This is a genomic window from Moraxella sp. 179-F 1C4 NHS (genome assembly GCF_045370505.1).
Classification (GTDB): domain Bacteria; phylum Pseudomonadota; class Gammaproteobacteria; order Pseudomonadales; family Moraxellaceae; genus Faucicola; species Faucicola tetraodonis.
This window is the reverse complement of record NZ_JBIQEC010000004.1, coordinates 134024-153436: the sequence shown is the minus strand read 5'-3', so window position 1 is coordinate 153436 and position 19413 is coordinate 134024. Positions and strand designations below refer to the sequence as shown.

The following is a 19413-nucleotide window of genomic DNA, read 5'->3' as shown; positions in this document are numbered from 1 at the left end:
CTTGGTCAAAGACCAGCCATTTTATCGAAATTGTTTTGCCATAATTTTTTGAGTGATCAAATTTACTTTTTTTATTTTTTGGTTTTTATTTTAAGGATACATGCCATGAACCATGCTGTCATGCATAATTTACCCAATTTTCACCGCAACACCCTATCTGCTCTCACTAGCGCTTTGATATATGGCGCTCTATTGGTTATGCCAACATTGAGCGCGCAAGCCGTGACTGCAGCAGCGGCTGCAACAGCCAAAACCAACACAACCAGCAGCAAAACGACGGTAGAATCTAGCAAAAAATCTAGTACCAAACCTGCAGCGCAAACCACAAGCAAATCAACCAAAGCTGTGACAGCAAACAAAACCACCAACGCTGCCAAATCAGTCAAAGCTGACACTAAAGCCAGTGGCTCAAAACCTACCACTCAAAAAACAGCAAAAGCTATCTCCCAAACTGCGCCCGTAACATCAGAGGTCGCCAACTCATCAGCCAAGCCAACGCCTGTCGTCACTAGCAGCTCGCAAGATCAGGTCATTGATGGCGTGATTGCTATTGTCAACGACACACCTATTTTACGCAGCCAGTTAGATCGCGCGGTTGCTCAAGCTTCTGCACAGCTTCAAGCGCAAAACAAACCTGTACCACCCGCACAGCAACTTTATCCGCAAGTATTGGATCAGCTAATTACTAAGCAAATCCAACTTGATATCATCAAACGCCAAGGACTGCAAGCTGAGGAGAATGCAGTGAATGCTGCATTGACCAATTTGGCACAACAAAATGGGGTCGCAAGCCTTGCCGAATTCCAGCAAAAACTTGACGCCCAGCGCGCAGGTAGTTACCAAGCATTGCGTCAAAAAGTCAGTGAAGACTTGGCGATACAAACCTTGCAGCAGCAGCAACTTGCCAGCCGTATCAAAATCTCCGATCAAGATGTCGATAACTTCCTCAAATCACCAGAGAGCAACGCTTTAGAAAAATCACAATATCGCACCTTACATATTCGTGTGCCTTTTGAAGCCGATGCCGCAGGTAAAACCAGCGACAAACAAAAAAAACAAGCGCTGACCGTAGCCACCCAAATTGCCAAAAACTTGCAAGCTGAGAATGCCAATATTGAGCAAATCATGACTGATGCGCAAACCAACTATAACGCGCAAATTCAAGGGGGCGATATGGGCTATCACGTCGCGGCAGAGTTACCGACAGAACTGTCAAAAAACATCACCGCCCTTGAAGTCGGGCAAGTCACCAACCCGATTGCCACGGCAGAAGGTTATAACGTGATTAAACTCGTCGATAAACGCGGCGGTCAACAAAAAATCATCGATCAATGGCATACCCGCCATATTTTAATCAGCCCATCAACTGCCCTGCCCGCTGACATGGCGAAACAGCAGATCGACACTATCTATGAAAAACTGCGTCAAGGTGAGGACTTCGCTACCTTAGCAAGCACCTACTCAAAAGACCCAGGCAGCGCCAGTAACGGCGGCGATTTGGGGTGGGTCAGTGAAGGTGATATGGTACCAAGCTTTGAAGCAATGATGAAAAAAACGTCGGTAAATGACTATTCTGTGCCATTCCAAACACAATTTGGCTGGCATATTCTTAAAGTCGATGAAAAACGCCAAAAAGACGTGAGTGATGTCTATCGTAAAAACATGGCGCGTGAAATCCTATATCAACGTATGGCACCACAAGCGCTAGACGATTGGATGCAGGAATTAAGAGCCCAAGCTTACGTTAAAATTATGCAATAATTTAGCTTGCATAAAAAAGGCAGTGTGTTAATCACACTGCCTTTTTTTATGATTGAATTAATCCATAAAAATCAGCGTTGCCATTCTACCTGTCGCAGGCAATTGATGCTGGGTTTGCCGACGATACGAATAAAATCGTGCATCACTATGACTATCTAAACCACTTTTATGCACCTGATGAATACCACAAGCCTTGAGCTGTAATTCTGCTATTGCAGGCAAATCGGCAAAATAATGACCGACCTTATCAGCATTTGGTTGAAACAACTGGGTAGCGACAGCCTCAGATACGTTTAACACTGATAACACGGCATCTTTGACACGACTGTCCACTTCATAGCTCGATTGTGCGATGCTAGCGCCTATCCAAGCGTGCCACCCACGAGTGACCTTGTGCATTTCGGCAGGCGCATTGTCCCCCGCTGCCAAATCAAACTGATGTACCATTTTTTGCACCGTTTTTGCAATAATATTTTTATTAAGACCTTGCCAGCCAGCGTGAATAGCCGCAATCAGCTTGTTATCATCTGCTGCCTCCGTCGCTATCATGACAGGTACACAATCTGCTGTCATAATCGCTAAGGCAACGTTAGGCAAACGAGTGATATGCGCATCAGCCGATATCGCTGCTGTGCCAATTTTATCAGTAACTTGATAAATGTCATTACCATGAATTTGATTAAGCCAATGAACGCTCTTTAATGCGGGATGATATTGTTGCAAGGATTGTAGCAAGTGCGCACGATGTTGATGCACCTGCATGCTATCATCACCTACATGCAAACCCAGATTGAATTGACCATACACAGCATTCAAACTAGACTGCCCCACTGCATCATTGCTTGACTTGCTTGACTTTCTTGGCAGGGACTCACAGCCAGATAGGGTTTGAACCACGGTTACCCCTTGGCTTGGCGCTTGCGTCAGTTCAATCCAGTGTGATTGCTTATCTGTCATTATTAGGCTCTTAGTTATTGGGCTCTTAGTGTTATTAGGCGCTCAGTTGGCTTGTGAATGATTTGTCGATTAAAACGCATCGCCAGGCAAATACACCTCACCCACCATTAGACGGCGCGCTGAACGGCTCATAGACACTTTTTTGGCTTGCCATTTGCCATCCACTTGCGAGGACTCACCCCCGACCAGTAGCGTGCCTGAGGGGTGACCAAAGCGTACTTCAGACAACGCTTTGCCACCGGCCGCTTGGTTAACTAGCGTACCTTTAATGGTCGCTGCGGTGCCAATCGCAACCGAGGCTGTACCCATCATGGCATGGTGCAGTTGACCCATGCTCATCGCGCGGGCAAGCAAATCAATATCGCCTGCCTTGACTGCTTTGCCACTAGAGGCGGTATAATCGGCGGGTGGCGCAACCCAAGCAATTTTTGGGGTATGCTGACGGGTTTGAGCTTCTGTTAACTCTTCAATTAGTCCCATTTTAACTGCACCGTACGCACGGATTTTTTCAAGCTTCGCCAAAATTTCTTGGTTGCTATTGATGTCTTTTTGCAGCTCAGCGCCCGTAAAACCTAAGTCTTTGGCATTTAAAAAAATGGTTGGGATACCTGCATTGATCATCGTGACGTCAAATTCACCGATTTCAGGTACATTAAGTTTGTCAATCAAGTTGCCCGTCGGGAACATATCCCCATCGCTGTCCACAGGGTCGATAAATTCAATTTTGACTTCGGCTGCTGGGAAAGTCACACCATCTAGCTCAAAATCGCCCGTTTCTTGCACTTGACCATCGGTCATGGGTACATGCGCGATGATAGTCTTGCTGATATTTTGCTGCCAAATACGCACTTCACAAATGCCATTTTGGGGCACTTTACTGGCATCCACCAAGCCATTGGCAATCGCAAATGAACCGACCGCAGCAGTTAAGTTTCCACAGTTACCTGACCAATCAATCATCGCTTTATCAATGGCGACCTGACCGAATAAATAATTCACATCATGATTGGCAACATCTGTTTTTGACAAAATCACCACTTTGGAGGTTGATGATGAGCCATTGCCCAAACCGTCAATTTGCTTACCATACGGATCTGGACTACCCACCACCCGCAGTAAAAAGCTATCTCTGGCTTGCCCTGGAGTTTGGCAGCGTTCAGGTAGGTCATCAAGCTTGAAAAAAGTACCTTTTGATGTACCACCGCGCATATAGGTAGCTTTAACAGCGATTTGTGGGGCAAAATGGGCCATGTTCATATCCTTATGGTGGCAGGCGAAAAATCGACGCATCAATTTGTTTTATGGTTAGTCACATGACTACATCAAAAATATGCTAAAACAAATTGATGACTGGGTGATATACGTTAAACACGTCATCTAACAGTGTTTAACGTTAGTATTGCTCGTTTTTTTCTTCAATGGTTAATTTGACATTGGTGTCGGTTGGGACTTTTTCATGCGATACTGACTTGGTCGATTTGTCTGTATTTGTGCTAGCCGCTGACTTAGTAGCGGTTGATTTGCTATCAGCATTTGAGGTGGTTGGCTCAGATTTTTTATCCGATATTTTATCTGCGCTATCTGATTGCGTGTTTTTCTTGTCTGATGTGTTGTTCACGTCAGTCTTGGTTTTTTCACTGCCTGTTTTTGGTTGTTCTGTGGTTTGTTTTTTGACAGGTTTGGTGGTTGAATTTTGGCTGTTGTTGGCAGCGACACTGGGTCTGCTAGTCACAGGTGGCAAAACAGCGATAGCGCCTGCCGAAGAACCGGCTAAGGGCGTATTAGATGGCTGGGTCAGCGTTTGCGCTAATGCCGAATTTGCCATAATCTCACCGACTAGCCCAATCACATCGTCGCCTGTGGTGCTATTGACTTGGTAATTGGCGCCACTCGCTGATAGACCAAACCCAACATTGTTTGCCACTAAAGTGCTATTTTGCAGTTGATAACCACGCGACGTGATTTGCTCGGCGGCGACTGGCATTTTTAGACGGGTATAAATTTTATCCGCGTTATCGAGCTGCGCTTGAGGCATATTAAACGACACGGTCGCTTGGCATTTACCATTGCTACCATTCACGCCTTCTAGGTTGATTGCCACTTGCGATAAGCCATTTTGCAAGATAGTCATATCAACCATCGTACCTGCTTGCTGCTGAATGATGTCAGACTGCTTTTTGGCTTGCTGGTCAATGCGATTGACTAAATAACTGTGAATGGCACCGGTTGCCTTCTCATTGTTACAGGCAATATCAGACGTTTCAATTGACTTTTGCTCACTGCTTGCAGCACTGCCAGTTTGCTCGTCTTTTTGCTCATTGCGACTACATCCCACGACGGTTAAGGCAAAACACGCCAACAATAACGGCGTACGCATTTTTTTTGACAACGTATTTTGTGGGAAAATCATAGACATAAGGCACCTTTCACGCAGAATTTATTACCATGCCATTATAAAGCAAAGTTTTGCAAATTGGGTAGTTGTTCACTATTATTTATAATAAAATTTAGTTGTAATAATTTTTAGTAGTCATAAAATTTTATTGTCTATTGCGAGCCATCGTATGCGCCATCCAAATCAAACCTATTATTTAATCGGTCATCGTGCTGCTCGGGCTGAAATGCTTGAGAACTGTCAAGACGGATTTGCCTACGTGCAGCAATTACAAAAACATGGTAAGCAGCTTGATGGGGTTGAATTTGATATTCAAATGACCTCCGACGGTAAATTTGTGGTGGTACATGACGAAACCTTAAATCGGCTGGCAAGACAACAATCGTGGATTGCTGATAAAACATGGACGGAATTAGACGCCATTGTGCAATCGGACTATGGGCGTTTTTCCCAATGTTTTGAACCCGGATTTTTAAAACATCACGTATTGTTGCTAGACGATTTACCACCCTATCTGCAACACTTTCGCCATATTGAACTAGAAATCAAAACCCATGCCAAAACTCATCCAGCGCTATTGGTTAAAAATCTGCTTAGGCTATTATCACAAGAAATATGGCAAGATTTACCTATCACTTTGACCAGTTTTGATACCGATGTGTTATATCAGATACGAAACCAACAGCAATCACTAACACTTAAGCGTCATACAGGCTTATTGCTTGAGCCAAAAACCACGCTGGCAAGCCACATTGCTTTTTTACCGACGCCTGATGCAGCGGGTAAACACTTAATATTACAAACCTTTAATCGCGCTTGTGCGTTAGGCTGTAGCCAAGTGGGCATTTATTATCCGCTTATCACCCCAACTCTGCTAGAAATTGCCAAAATTTATGGCTTAACAGTCACCGCTTGGACGGTAAATGAGGTTGATGTGGCAAAGCGCTTGATTGAGATGGGCGTGGATTGTGTGATTACAGATTATCCTACCCAATTTTTAACCCAATTATATGAGCTTAACGTTTAAATTGACCCACTAAATTGACCAATCAGGAGATAACCATGAAACTTGCAGAAGCTTTGTTACGACGTGCTGATATGCAAAAAAAGCTCGCCAGCTTGAAATCGCGCATTGCTGAAAACGTCAAAGTCCAAGACGGCGATACCCCAAATGAAAACCCGAATGAACTGCTGCTGCAAGCCAATCAAGTCATGAGCGAGCTGTATGCGTTAATCGACCATATCCATCGCACCAATGCCATTGCCGTCATGCCCGATGGTTCAACCATGCTCAGCACTTTAGTCAAGCGTGATGAACTTGCCGAACGCCATCGCCTGCTGCAAACCGCGATTGATAATGCTAAGACGGAAGGCGATCGCTATAGCTATCGGGAAATCAAATGGCAAAAAGTGATTGAACCCGTCAGACTGCAAAAACAAGCAGATGACATAGCGGTCAAACTTAGAAACTTAAATATCCAATTGCAAGCCGCTAATTGGCAGATTGATTTAGTATAAGCTAGTTTGAAAAAAGCCTACAATTTGCTATGATGGATTCGAACATACAGGGCGACTATCAGACCTTGTTTGGCGCGCTGTCCACCGAGAGGTTGAAAACAAATCGGGCACAGCTTGCAGGTCTGTGAGCAAGACCATCTTTTTACTTGTCATGCTCAGCACACTTTACTAGTTAAACTCGCTCACAAGGCGACTTTAGACCTGCACTCATTACTACCGGATATTGACTGTATGTTCACCTTTTTTGTCTAAAATCCTCTGTTTGATGGGGGCAAAACTTTTGCGGTGCATGGGCAAAATGCCGTAATGTTGTATCGCTTGGATATGGGCGGCGGTGGGATAGCCTTTATGCTGCTCAATGCCATAATCAGGATATAACTTTGACAACGCCACCATGTCTCGGTCACGCGTCACTTTGGCAATCACACTGGCGCCACTGATACACGCATGTTTGCCGTCCCCTTTCACAATCGCTTGCTCATGGGTAATTTGCTGATAATTGGGCAAATCAAACAACACGGGCAGTTTATTGCCATCCACCATGACGCTAAAAGTCGCTGTTGGGTATTGCGCTAACATTTGCGCCATCACGCCTGCCACTGCTTGTTTCATACCGAGTAATGTCGCTTGTAAGATGTTGAGCTGGTCTATTAAGCTAGCAGAAATTTTGACAACCTGATGCGCACTCGCCGTTTGTTCAATCAAGGAAAATAACGCTTCTCGCTTTTTCTCTGACAGTTTTTTGGAGTCAGTTAGCGCGCTTAGCGGATGATTGTGGTTAATACCTACACTATTAGCCGTGGGTAAATCAGTGCTTAGGCTATCTTCTTTGATAGATAAAATCGCCTTATCGAAGATGATCGCACAAACCACCACATCGCCCAATAACGGCCCTCGCCCGACTTCATCCACGCCAATAACAAAATGGTATTTATTCATTTAAAACTCGTTATAATGCTATAATTCAGGTGTTTATATTAACATATTGGGATTTAATCATGGCAACATGGTGGGTTAATCAAGGTAGCAAAAAAGGCAAGCCTCAGAATAAGATTGTTTGGTCTCCATTAAGAAATAAAAGGGGTGCTTCACAATGGCACTGGGAAACGATGTGGGATGCAGTTGAAGGTGATAAAATTTATCATTATACAAATAGTTTTATTGTAGGCGAAAGTTTAGTAACCAAAAGCGCAGTCAAAAGCAGGAATCCTTATCCTAACAATGATATGTGGGAATCAGAAGGTAAGCTTTTGGAAGTGAACTATACTCCCTATGAAAAACCTATTCACAAAACTAAAATTTCCGCAGATAATCGAACAAAATTTACCGGTAAAAATGGACCATTCAATGCGAATGGCGATGTCCAGCAAGGTTATTTTTTCCAATTTCTGCCGAGTTAGAAACTATTATTGAGAAATTGAAGTAACCATTAACTTTATAGAGGATATACATGAATATTTTAGTAATTGGCACAGGTGGACGTGAGCACGCATTGGCATGGCAATGCGCCAAAGATAGCAAAGTTAGCACGGTTTTTGTTGCCAACGGCAATGCAGGCACAGCGCTTGAACACAAATTACAAAATGTCGATTTAGACGTCAAGGACCATGCGGCGGTGATTCAATTTTGCCAAGACAATGACATTGCCTTTGTGCTGGTTGGTCCTGAAGCGCCACTTGTGGCAGGTATGGTCGATGACTTAACAACAGCAGGTATCAAAGCTTGGGGACCCACGGCGTATTGCGCGCAGCTTGAAGGGTCAAAAGCCTTTGCCAAAGATTTTATGATAAAACATCATATTCCTACCGCCAAATACCAAACTTTTAGCGATGCCGAGCAAGCGATTGCTTATGTGAAAGCCGAAGGCGCGCCGATTGTCATTAAAGCCGATGGTTTAGCTGCAGGTAAAGGCGTGATTGTGGCGATGAACGAACAAGAAGCCGTTGATGCCATCAATGATATGTTATCGGGCAACAAATTTGGTGATGCGGGCAGCCGTGTGGTGATTGAGCAGTTCTTGCAAGGCGAAGAAGCCAGCTTCATCTGTATGATAGATGGCAACCATATTTTACCGATGGCAACCAGCCAAGATCACAAACGTATTGGCGAAGGTGATAGCGGTCTTAATACAGGCGGTATGGGGGCTTACTCACCTGCCCCCGTGGTGACACAGCAAGTACATGATAAGGTGATTGCCCGTATAATTCAGCCAGTGGTCGATGCCATGAACGCTAATGGCACGCCTTATACGGGATTTTTGTACGCAGGCTTGATGATTGATGACCACAATGACCCCTATGTGATTGAGTTTAATTGCCGTTTTGGTGACCCAGAAACACAGCCCATTATGATGCGCCTAAAAGGCTCAATGGTAGATTTGATTGAAGCTGGACTTGCAGGCAGTCTTCCCAAACAAACCGAGTGGGATGAGCGTCCTGCCTTGGGTGTGGTACTGGCTAGCAAAGGCTATCCAGAAAGCGCGAGCAACGGCGATGTCATCCATGGGTTACCAACGCTTGAGTCTCAGTATGGGCAAACGGATATGGATGTCAAAGTTTTCCACGCAGGCACCAAAGCGTTTGATAATGGTGAAATTATCACCAATGGCGGCCGTGTGGTTTGCGTGACGGCGCTCGGTGACGATATTTTGGATGCGCAAACCAAAGCCTTAGCAGTTTGTGGCGCTATTAGCTTTGATGGTATGCAATATCGCCGTGATATCGGTTGGCGCGCTATTCAATCTAGCGCCGAATAACCAACAACCAATAAGATGGCATTTAGACATCTAGCCACTGTGTTAGCCAAGTGGTTACGCTAAGTTTTAATCTACTTTATTAAAAATCGGTAACAACAATCAAAGCAAATCATGTGTTAAAATGATTTGCTTTTTATTTGGCTTTTTCTTTCAAAAACATTAGGCACCCTGTATGGCAAATCCGCAAAATTACGATAACCAACCGCTTGAACAGCTCAAAACCTCGGCGCTTGACCGTCGGTTATCGATTGCCAAAGCATCGCTCAATATCGGCAGACGATGGGCGACCAATAGTGCTTTTGGATTATTCAAATCAAAAGAAGAAAAAGCGTTACAAAAACAAGCTTTTATGCGTGAGCAAGCCCAGTATTTGGTGGATGAGCTAGGTAAACTCAAAGGCTCGGTGGTCAAAATCGGTCAAATGTTAGCCCTGTACGGGGAGCATTTTTTGCCCCCCGAAATCACAGAAGCCTTACAGACATTGAACAGCCAGACGACTGCTTTTTCCTGGTCAATTATCGAATCAGCGCTACGAACCGAATTTGGTGATACCATCCATGAATTTGATATCGACCATACCCCCATTGGCACCGCCTCACTTTCGCAAGTACATAGAGCAGTTCATAAAGCCACGGGCGAGCAAGTGGTGTTTAAGGTGCAATATCCCAATATCGCTGATGCCGTAGACAGTGACTTGGATTTGTTCCGCCAATTGCTTAGAGTGACGAATGTTGTCCCGCAAACCCGCCAACTCGATGCGTGGTTTGAAGAAATTCGTGACCTGCTGCATCATGAAGTCAACTACCTCCTCGAAGCAGATACCACTGAGTTATTTTTTCAACGTTTTGTTGGGGATCGTCGCTATGTGGTGCCGCGCATCCTCAAAGCTTATAGCACCGATCGGTTGCTATGTATGACCTATGAAGATGGTGTGTCGATTTTGGATGAGCAAGTATTTGCGCTACCGCAAGAAAGACGGAATGCGATTGGGCAGGCGTCGATTGAAATTATGCTACGTGAGATTTTTGAATGGGGGGATATGCAGACCGACCCCAATTTTGGCAACTATCTGATTCGCCTTGCACAAAAGCCCAATACACAGCAGCCTGATACACAGCTTGACCAATTGGTGTTATTGGACTTTGGCGCGATTCGTCAGTTTGATGACAATCTGCTGCTCATCGCCCGTAATTTGCTGTTGGCAGGGGTTTTTCACGACCGTAGCAAAATGCGCCAAGCGATTGATCAAGCAGGCAAGCATTTTGAATTCTTTGCTAATCTTAGCGATTCGGTGAAAAATGATATGGTAGAGCTATGTTTGCTTGCCAGTGAACCCTTTAGTTTGCCAAGTCGTAATCCGACAATTCCACCGAATGTACTGGATGTACATGGCAATTATATTTGGGCAGAAAGTGATTTACATAACCGTGTCATTAAGCTTGCCAGCAAATCAGCGACCTCAAAATCCTTTAGCGTGCCGCCTAAAGAGCTGATGTTTATTAGCCGTAAATTCATCGGCGCTTATACCTTTATGACTGTGCTTGATGCCAGAACCAAAGCCCATGATTTGATGACAACATTCACCTCAGAAGATTGGACGTAAATTTGCCGTCAATATCACCGCGCCCAACTTGATAAAGTGTCAAATTTTGCTTGGATTTTGCCTGAGATTTTTACTGCTTTTTCCACATCAGCCAATTATCAATCACCGCATTGGCGGGATTGATGTTGCTTTGCTCACGCAGCCATTCTGACGTTTGCCGCAAATCTCGCAGCTGCTCGTTATAATTTTTAACTTTTAATGATTGCTGTACCACACGGCAAATATTGTCTGGGTTGGCGTCTTCTTGTAGCAATTCTGGTACGATTTCTCGACCTGCCAAAATATTAGGCAGTGCCACATACGGCACTTTGACCAGGCGTTTTGCCAGCCAAAAGGTCATTTTATTGAGTGAATATACCACCACCATCGGTTTACCCAGTAGCATGGCTTCAAGCGTGGCGGTACCCGATGCGAGTAGCACCAAATCTGACGCCGCCATCACCTGTTGGCTAAAATCCGCTTGTGTTTCATCACAGCTCACTGTCACATGATGGCGCACCTGCGCTGACTGGGCTTCTAGATATTGCTCTACGATAGTCAGTAGATGTTGGTTGACCGTTGGCACGATAAAGCACAGCTTATCGTCCATAATCAACATTTGATGAATGGCTTTGAGCATTTTTGGAAAAATCGCATCGATTTCACTGCGTCTTGAGCCTGGCATCACTGCAATGAGATGACTCATCTCAAGCTCGCCCATTTTAACAAAAAACTGATGGTAGGTGGGATTATCCCAAATCAACTCACGGCGCAGCTCGTCCATAGGCGTTGTAAACAAATTGTCATCCATGGTTTTGAGGAGTGAATGCCCGACACACACGGCGGGATGATCATGTTTTTGGTACACGGACAACTCAAACGGAAACAAACACAGCACCAAATTGGTGGCGCGTTTGATTTTCTCAATTCGCCCTTCCCGCCATGCCCATATCGATGGGCTGACATATTGCACACAATAAATACCGGCTGATTTTAACCGTTCCCCCAATCGTAAATTAAAATCAGGCGCATCAATACCGACAAAAATATCGATGGAATTTTGTTTAAACGCTGCCAAAATCTCATCACGTGCTTTAAACAAATCTGGCAAATGCTTGACCACTTCCACCAAGCCCATCACCGACAAACGAGACATGTCAATCACTGAGTTAAGCCCTTGCGCTTGCATCTGTGCGCCACCCACGCCCACCCACACAATGTCATCACGCAAATTATTCATCTGGCGCATGAAGTCTGCACCCAGCGCATCGCCTGAGACCTCGCCTGCTACGATACCAATGACAATCGGCTGAAACTTGGTTTTAGCAACGTTTTGCAGCAAATTCTCTTCACTGAGGTTAGAAAAGCTGGCTGCGCTTGGGTTAGCAATATTGGTTGCGAGTGTTGCGTTTGCAGCAAGGTCTGAAATGGTTTGTGCAGGGGTGTTAGCGTACATGGGATTAAACAGCCTTGTTTGGTTATAATTTTAAAAAAATATTTTAGGGGTAAACAGATGAAAAGTAAAACCATCAAAAAATTTAAATGACAGTTATTTGTTATTTTGTACTAGTATGCTGATACAATAGTTGTTATACTATTGCTATAGGATATGCAGCTTACCCAAGCATCCAAAAACTTTGACCAAACAGATTTTGAACATTGACAAAAAATTTTATCAACTGCCAAACTAAAAGTAGGCTTTCCTACTGACTCAAGTAATGACATTATAAATTTTTTGGTTTATAGTGATTTTTTAAATTTTTGCCAACAGCCTGTGAGAATTATGACAACTTTTGCCAAAACTGATATCGCTGATGTAGATAATGTGAATATTGAAGCAATTTTACCGCTAGTGACGCCTGCGGAATTAAAAAACGAACTATCATTGAGCCCCAAAGCTATCGAGACGGTGACCAAAGGTCGCGAAACCGTACGTAATATTTTAGACGGTAAAGACAAACGCTTATTGATGGTGATTGGTCCCTGCTCGATTCATGACGTCAACGCTGCGCATGAATACGCCGATAAACTGTTGGCTTTATCCAAAGAAATTGAAGACAGTATTTATGTGGTGATGCGTGTGTATTTTGAAAAACCCCGTACCACAGTGGGCTGGAAAGGCTTAATCAATGACCCAGACATGAATGATAGCTTTGATATCAATAAGGGCTTGCGTGTTGCGCGCAAACTGCTGCTTGATTTGAATGAAAAAGGCTTACCTTGTGCAACCGAAGCGCTTGATCCCAATACACCGCAGTATATCCAAGATTTAATAAGTTGGTCAGCCATTGGCGCACGTACCACTGAGAGTCAGACTCATCGCGAGATGTCTTCAGGTCTGTCTTGTCCAGTTGGCTTTAAGAACGGTACAGACGGCGGTATGACAGTGGCGGTCAATGCCATGCAAGCGGTCAAATCTGGTCATAGCTTTTTAGGTCTATCTGCCGATGGTCTGGTGTCTATCATTCAATCAAAAGGTAATCCATACGGTCATGTGGTACTTCGCGGCGGCAATGGCAAACCTAACTATGATGCCACTGCCGTTGCCCAAGCAGAAAATGAACTTGCCAAAGGGAAAGTCTCAGGCAAAATCATGATTGACTCAAGCCATGCCAATTCAAACAAAGACCCTTACCTGCAACCGATGGTCATTCAAAATATCGCTGAGCAAATCAAACACGGTAATCGCTCGATTATTGGGATGATGGTTGAAAGTCATCTTAAAGGCGGTCGTCAAGATTTGACCGCAGATTTGAGCCAGCTTGAATATGGCAAGTCCATTACCGATGGCTGTATCGATTGGGATACCACGGTCAAAGCGATGCATGATTTACGTGATGCCATTAAAGATGTATTACCCACTCGCGAGTTGAATGAGTAACTGTTATTTTTTAAGTGATTAGTAATGAGTAATTGATTATTAATTGTTAACTGACTCTAGTTTTTCAGATAGCTGATTAAAACGCCCTGTTTTACTTGTTTAGTCACAGGGTTTTTATTTTATCAGAGCTTTAATTCACTTGTGCTTTGCATGTCGCCTTCACCACGTCGGCTTTTAAGTTTGATTTGCAACCGCAGTTCGTTGGCAGAGTCGGCATTGCGAATTGCTTCATCATACGAGATGGCGCCTTCATCGTAAAGATCAAATAAGGCTTGGTCAAAGGTTTGCATACCCAATTCCCGAGATTTGGTCATCAGCGCTTTAATTTCATGAAAATTACCCTTTAATATCAAATCCGCCATCAATGGGGTATTAAGCATAATTTCTACCGCCGCCCGACGACCTTTACCATCTTCTGTACGAATCAAACGCTGCGAAATGATAGCTTTCATATTCGATGACAAGTCCATCAGCAATTGGTTACGACGCTCCTCTGGAAAAAAGTTGATAATACGATCTAAGGTTTGATTGGCATTATTGGCATGCAAAGTGCCTAAACATAAGTGACCTGTTTCAGCAAATGCAATGGCGTTTTCCATGGTTTCAGTATCACGAATTTCCCCAATCAAAATCACATCAGGCGCTTGGCGCAAGGTGTTTTTGAGTGCGTTATGCCATGAATGACTATCCACGCCTACTTCACGGTGGGTGATCATGGATTGTTTGTGCTTGTGCACATATTCTACTGGGTCTTCGACAGTGATAATGTGACCTGCGGAGTTTTCATTACGATGGTCAATCATTGCCGCCAGCGATGTTGATTTACCTGACCCTGTTCCCCCTACGACCAACACTAACCCACGTTTTTCCATGATAATTTTTTTGAGCTGCTCAGGTAGCAGCAGCTGTTTAAAGTTGGGTATTTCTGCCGTAATAGTACGAATCACCATACCGACTTGTAATTGCTGCTGAAACACATTAACCCGAAATCGCGATACATTGGGCACACTAATCGCAAAGTTACACTCAAGATTGGTTGCAAATTCTTCGCGCTGTTTTTGGTTCATCAAACTATAGGCAAACAGTTTGGTTTTTTCAGCCGTCAGTGGTTGTTTATTGAGCGGCTTCATGAGCCCGTGATATTTAATACTGGGTGGAAAATCCGCTGAGATAAATAAATCAGAACCACCGATTTCTACCACTTTGGACAGCATATTAAACATGACTGTTTTGGCTTCATGTAATGTTTCTTCGGCAACGCTGATTAAAGATTCATTATGATTCATATAGGATATTCCTAACAATAAATGAAAGCAGATTATTTGGTCACAGCACTATGCTTGCTTGAAATACTTGTGAAACTTATTTGCTATGCTGGTGAAAATTGATAGATACATATACAAAATTTACGTTAAAAAAATGACCCGTTTAGTCTCTCATCCTTGCCTATCTTTGACGGCACGCCTTGATAAAGCATTGATAAAGCAGTTTGCGTTTGATATCTATCACGGTCAATTTTTGCAGAGTTTGTTGCTGATAGTCAGATGCAACTAGCTACCATTATTTTTTCCTATTTAGGACATTGGCAGTCTATGGCGCATAAAACGCTTGCCATGTTGATAAAAATTTCAATTTTTGTCAATAAAATTAGTAATGCGGCGGTTTATCGCTCAACAAATCAAACGGCTGAATTTGTGAGCCTTGCGTTTGAGTTTCCAATTTTTGATAAAGTAGCTGTAATTGCCGTTGTTGGTCAGCAATTAGCTGGCTTTGCTCGGTGACGATATTATCAAGTTTATCCACTGTATCTTCCATAAACAGCACTTGCGTTTGTAAATCAATCAAGTCTTGGGTTAATTTTTCTACCATGGTAACCCACCCATTTTCATCGCTTGCCTGTTTTTGGTGATCTTTTTCGCTCATTTAGAATGCCTCATAACTTTCCCCACAATTTTTTGCCATAAAGTCTGCTACAATAGCCGCATTTTCCTATTATACAAACATTTTTACTAAACTTTGAGAAAGTTATGGCACTGATTCATTTACGAGATATTCATTTGGCATTTGGTATTGCACCGATTTTGGACGGTATTGATTTTAATATCGAACAAGGCGAACGCGTGTGTTTGATTGGGCGCAATGGTGAAGGCAAATCAACCTTATTTAAAGTCATTAGCGGTCAAGTCAAGGCTGACAGTGGCGAATTCCAAATCAGTGGCAATCTGAAAATTGCCATGCTCGAACAAGACATTCCAGAAACGTCGGGCAAAGTCAGTGACATCGTTATGGCAGGTGCCGGTGACGTGGCAACCTGGCTGACAGCCTACGAGCAAGCCAGTGATAAATGTGCCAGCGGTGACATGAAAGCCTGCGAACTAATGTCAGATTTGCAGCATAAAATTGATGATGCCCATGGTTGGGACTTGACCCGCGAAGTACAGACCATGCTGTCCATGATGAACTTGGACGGCGATGCCGATATTAGTGAATTATCGGGCGGTCGCAAACGCCGTGTACTGCTTGCCCGTGCGCTGATTACCAAACCTGATGTGCTACTACTTGACGAGCCGACCAACCATTTGGATGTCGAAAGTATCGAATGGCTTGAGCAATTTTTATTAAACGCGCAAGGATTGACCCTGCTGTTTATCTCGCATGACCGCTCGTTTATTGACAAAATCGCCACCCGCATTGTCGAACTTGACCGCGGTATTCTACGCAGTTATGACGTCACCAAGCAAGCAGGCAATGTCAATAAAGGCTATGCCCGCTACCAAGAACTTAAAGAACAACAACTCAACGCTGAAGAAAAAGCCAATGCCAATTTTGATAAAAAACTGGCTGAAGAGGAAGTGTGGATTCGTCAAGGTATCAAAGCGCGTCGCACCCGCAATGAAGGTCGCGTGCGCGCGTTAAAGGCGCTGCGTGAAGAACGTAAATCCCGCCGTGAGCAAGTCGGACAAGTTAACATTAGCATGAACGATGGCGACAATAGCGGCAAATTGGTTGCCAATGTCAAACATCTCAATCTAGGTTATGGCGATAAAACCTTGGTAAAAGATTTTAACACCAGCATCATGCGTGGTGACCGTATTGGCATTATCGGTAAAAACGGTGTCGGCAAATCCACGCTCATTCATGCGATTTTGGATATTCCACAGCCTGATATCACCAAATCCGGCTCAGTAAAATTAGGCACCAATCTACAAATCGCCTTTCTTGACCAGTTGCGTGACCAACTTGATCTAGAAGCGACCGTGGTACAAAACGTCGCGGAAGGTTCTGATTTTGTAGAAGTAGCGGGTAAAAAGAAACATATCATCGGCTATTTGCAAGATTTCTTATTTGCCCCAGAACGCGCCAGAACGCCAGTCAAAGCCCTTTCAGGCGGTGAGCGTAATCGCGTTTTGCTGGCCAAACAGCTACTAAAACCTGCAAATATCTTGGTACTTGATGAGCCGACCAACGACTTGGATATGGCAACCCTAGAGCTGTTAGAAGAAGCTGTCGATAGCTTTAATGGCACCATCTTACTGATTAGCCATGACCGTACCTTTATGGACAATGTCGTAACATCAACTTGGGTTTTTGATGAAGATAGCGATGGCAATGGCATTGTCAAAGAATATGTCGGTGGCTATCAAGACTATTTGACGCAAAAATCCCGTGAACAAGCGATTAAACCCAAAGCAGACAAATCAGAAAAGACAACAGTAAAGCCCAAAGCAGTGATTAACACTGATGCGCCAAAAACTGATACCGTGAAGAAAAAACTAAGCTACAAAGAACAGCGCGAATTAGATAGTCTCCCTAATGAAATCGCGCTACTCGAGCAAGAGCAAGCTGAACTTCAAGACAAATTAGCCGATGGCAGCTGGTTTGTGAGTGATATGGCAGCCGCTACCCAAGCCAGTGAACGCCTCAACGAGATTGATGATTTGCTACTTGAAAAAATGGCACGTTGGTCAGAACTTGATGATTAAAACAAGTAAACAATTTATAAAGGCAAAGTTAGCAATTAACTTTGCCTTTTTTTATCTTTTATATTAGTTAATATTGACAATAACCAATATAATGTAATTTATACTTGAAAATAGCTTTTTTGCTCCTATATTAAAGCTATCAATAAGGAGAAAAATCATGGCCATGCAAAATAGCAAGCAAAATAGCAATAAGACTTACCGACAAGTCGACAAAATTCATGCCGCCCCACGCCCCCATTGGGTGGGTGATGGTTTTCATGTCAACCCGATGTTCAATCACATGGTGGGTGATAAACGCACCGATCCTTTTTTAATGCTCGACTATGCGGCAACACAGTATTTTGAGCCCAATGCTCAAGCGCCGCGCGGTGTCGGACAACATCCGCACAAAGGCTTTGAAACGGTAACTATCGCCTATGCAGGTGAAGTGTCCCACCGTGATTCTAGTGGCGGTGGCGGTACTATTAAGACAGGTGACGTGCAGTGGATGACGGCGGGCAATGGCGTGATTCATGAGGAATTTCACTCCCCTGAATTTAGCCAAGCAGGCGGTGATTTTAGTATGGTACAGCTTTGGGTCAATCTACCTGCCAAAGATAAAGCCACGCCTGCCAAATACCAACATCTTGCCAATGATGACATGGCAGTGGTCAGTCTGCATGATGATGACGGACTGCATGCAGGACAAGTTAAGGTAATTGCTGGGGAGTTTACCCCTACTGTCAATACCAAAGCCCCTCAGCAGGGTGACAATAAGGCACGCGGCATTGGCACGACTTTTACCCCTATTAACTTGTGGGATATTAGCATTGAACCCAATCGCTCGATAGAAGTCGCAATTTCTCGCAGCCACAATTTGTTGTTATTGTCGATGCAAGGCGATGTTATTATCAACGCTGATCACGACCAGCAAGCACATGCCAATCAATTAATTACTTTTGAGATTGAAAGTGGTGAGACGGGCGAGGATTTTGTACGCTTAACGGCGGGCAAAGCGGGAGCGAAAATTTTGCTGATGAGTGGTGAGCCGATTAATGAGCCTGTGGTGGGTTACGGACCCTTTGTAATGAATAGTCAAGCCGAAATCCGTCAAGCTATCTTAGATTTTAATGCGGGGAAATTTGGCGGTATTCAATAAATTTTTCGGCTAAAAAAAGCGATATCATTGATTTGATATCGCTTTTTTATTACTAATTTATCTTGATTATTTATCTTGGTAAGTGCAAAGATAAGCCGTTTCTTCGTCAATTTTTACCTTGAATTTTTGGTTGGCCTCGACGGTAAAGGTTTCATTGGCTTTAAAAGTTTGCCAGTCAGTTTGGTCTGGCAATAGTGCTGAGATAGCCCCACTAATGACGGTCATGGTTTCAAATTGACTTGTGCCAAATTCGTATTCGCCTGTTTTCATCACACCCACGGTCGCAGGTAGGGTGGCTGTTTGAAAACCGATTGATGTCACATTCCCATCAAAATATTGATTAACTTTTAGCATAGTTATTCCTCAAAATTAGCTACTATAAACCGATTATCATAAACTTTTCTGACCAATTATCAATCCTATTTTCCAAAAAACGCTGGCAA

General features: G+C 43.8%; 17 protein-coding genes. 9 read left to right on the top strand and 8 right to left on the bottom strand.

The window, feature by feature from the left end:
• Positions 1–105 precede the first annotated feature (105 nt).
• Positions 106–1761 carry a peptidylprolyl isomerase gene (locus ACH0AB_RS03375; RefSeq protein ID WP_406877165.1) on the top strand — a complete coding sequence of 552 codons (1656 nt, stop codon included), beginning with the start codon at positions 106–108 and terminating at the stop codon, positions 1759–1761.
• A 57-nt stretch (positions 1762–1818) separates the two neighbouring features.
• On the opposite strand, the gene pgeF is transcribed toward ACH0AB_RS03375, so the two are convergent.
• The 3 genes from pgeF to ACH0AB_RS03360 all read right to left on the bottom strand — a co-directional run bounded on the left by pgeF (position 1819) and on the right by ACH0AB_RS03360 (position 5134).
• Positions 1819–2718 (bottom strand): peptidoglycan editing factor PgeF, encoded by a 900-nt coding sequence (gene pgeF / locus ACH0AB_RS03370; RefSeq protein WP_406877164.1) that lies wholly within the window; start codon positions 2716–2718, stop codon positions 1819–1821.
• 69 nt (positions 2719–2787) lie between these two features.
• Positions 2788–3969, bottom strand: a complete 1182-nt coding sequence (gene prpF, locus ACH0AB_RS03365) for a 2-methylaconitate cis-trans isomerase PrpF (RefSeq protein ID WP_406877163.1) — start codon at positions 3967–3969, stop codon at positions 2788–2790.
• Between the two features lie 142 nt (positions 3970–4111).
• Complete coding sequence (locus ACH0AB_RS03360) at positions 4112–5134, bottom strand: hypothetical protein (protein ID WP_406877161.1); 1023 nt, start codon at positions 5132–5134, stop codon at positions 4112–4114.
• Between the two features lie 148 nt (positions 5135–5282).
• Between ACH0AB_RS03360 and ACH0AB_RS03355 the strand changes: the two genes are divergently transcribed.
• Positions 5283–6140, top strand: coding sequence for a glycerophosphodiester phosphodiesterase (locus ACH0AB_RS03355; RefSeq protein WP_406877160.1), 858 nt, complete (start codon positions 5283–5285; stop codon positions 6138–6140).
• Positions 6141–6175: 35 nt separating this feature from the next.
• The gene (locus ACH0AB_RS03350; protein ID WP_188874431.1) at positions 6176–6631 is read left to right on the top strand and encodes a DIP1984 family protein; all 456 of its coding nucleotides are present in this window, start codon (positions 6176–6178) and stop codon (positions 6629–6631) included.
• Between the two features lie 213 nt (positions 6632–6844).
• Here the strand turns inward: ACH0AB_RS03350 and ACH0AB_RS03345 are convergent, their stop codons facing one another.
• Positions 6845–7570: a ribonuclease HII gene (locus tag ACH0AB_RS03345; protein ID WP_406877159.1), complete on the bottom strand. Its 726-nt coding sequence runs from the start codon at positions 7568–7570 to the stop codon at positions 6845–6847.
• Between the two features lie 59 nt (positions 7571–7629).
• On the opposite strand from ACH0AB_RS03345, the gene ACH0AB_RS03340 reads away from it, so the two are divergent.
• The 3 genes from ACH0AB_RS03340 to ACH0AB_RS03330 all read left to right on the top strand — a co-directional run bounded on the left by ACH0AB_RS03340 (position 7630) and on the right by ACH0AB_RS03330 (position 10989).
• Complete coding sequence (locus ACH0AB_RS03340) at positions 7630–8031, top strand: hypothetical protein (protein WP_406877158.1); 402 nt, start codon at positions 7630–7632, stop codon at positions 8029–8031.
• Between the two features lie 50 nt (positions 8032–8081).
• Positions 8082–9386 (top strand): phosphoribosylamine--glycine ligase, encoded by a 1305-nt coding sequence (purD, locus tag ACH0AB_RS03335; protein WP_406877157.1) that lies wholly within the window; start codon positions 8082–8084, stop codon positions 9384–9386.
• A gap of 172 nt (positions 9387–9558) precedes the next feature.
• Entirely contained in the window at positions 9559–10989 is a 1431-nt protein-coding gene (locus tag ACH0AB_RS03330) for an ABC1 kinase family protein (RefSeq protein WP_406877156.1), read from the top strand.
• A 70-nt stretch (positions 10990–11059) separates the two neighbouring features.
• On the opposite strand, the gene lpxB is transcribed toward ACH0AB_RS03330, so the two are convergent.
• Positions 11060–12424: a lipid-A-disaccharide synthase gene (gene lpxB, locus ACH0AB_RS03325; protein WP_406877155.1), complete on the bottom strand. Its 1365-nt coding sequence runs from the start codon at positions 12422–12424 to the stop codon at positions 11060–11062.
• 327 nt (positions 12425–12751) lie between these two features.
• Between lpxB and ACH0AB_RS03320 the strand changes: the two genes are divergently transcribed.
• Positions 12752–13849: a 3-deoxy-7-phosphoheptulonate synthase gene (locus tag ACH0AB_RS03320; protein ID WP_406877154.1), complete on the top strand. Its 1098-nt coding sequence runs from the start codon at positions 12752–12754 to the stop codon at positions 13847–13849.
• Positions 13850–13971: 122 nt separating this feature from the next.
• Here the strand turns inward: ACH0AB_RS03320 and ACH0AB_RS03315 are convergent, their stop codons facing one another.
• Both ACH0AB_RS03315 and ACH0AB_RS03310 read right to left on the bottom strand, forming a co-directional pair.
• Complete coding sequence (locus ACH0AB_RS03315; RefSeq protein ID WP_406877153.1) at positions 13972–15135, bottom strand: PilT/PilU family type 4a pilus ATPase; 1164 nt, start codon at positions 15133–15135, stop codon at positions 13972–13974.
• 361 nt (positions 15136–15496) lie between these two features.
• Positions 15497–15772 (bottom strand): SlyX family protein, encoded by a 276-nt coding sequence (locus ACH0AB_RS03310; RefSeq protein ID WP_406877152.1) that lies wholly within the window; start codon positions 15770–15772, stop codon positions 15497–15499.
• Between the two features lie 104 nt (positions 15773–15876).
• On the opposite strand from ACH0AB_RS03310, the gene ACH0AB_RS03305 reads away from it, so the two are divergent.
• On the top strand, positions 15877–17832 hold the full coding sequence (locus ACH0AB_RS03305; protein ID WP_406877151.1) for an ATP-binding cassette domain-containing protein: 1956 nt from the start codon (positions 15877–15879) through the stop codon (positions 17830–17832).
• A 157-nt stretch (positions 17833–17989) separates the two neighbouring features.
• The gene (locus ACH0AB_RS03300; RefSeq protein ID WP_406877150.1) at positions 17990–18970 is read left to right on the top strand and encodes a pirin family protein; all 981 of its coding nucleotides are present in this window, start codon (positions 17990–17992) and stop codon (positions 18968–18970) included.
• A 66-nt stretch (positions 18971–19036) separates the two neighbouring features.
• On the opposite strand, the gene ppnP is transcribed toward ACH0AB_RS03300, so the two are convergent.
• Entirely contained in the window at positions 19037–19324 is a 288-nt protein-coding gene (gene ppnP / locus ACH0AB_RS03295; RefSeq protein WP_406877149.1) for a pyrimidine/purine nucleoside phosphorylase, read from the bottom strand.
• Between the last annotated feature and the right edge of the window lie 89 nt (positions 19325–19413).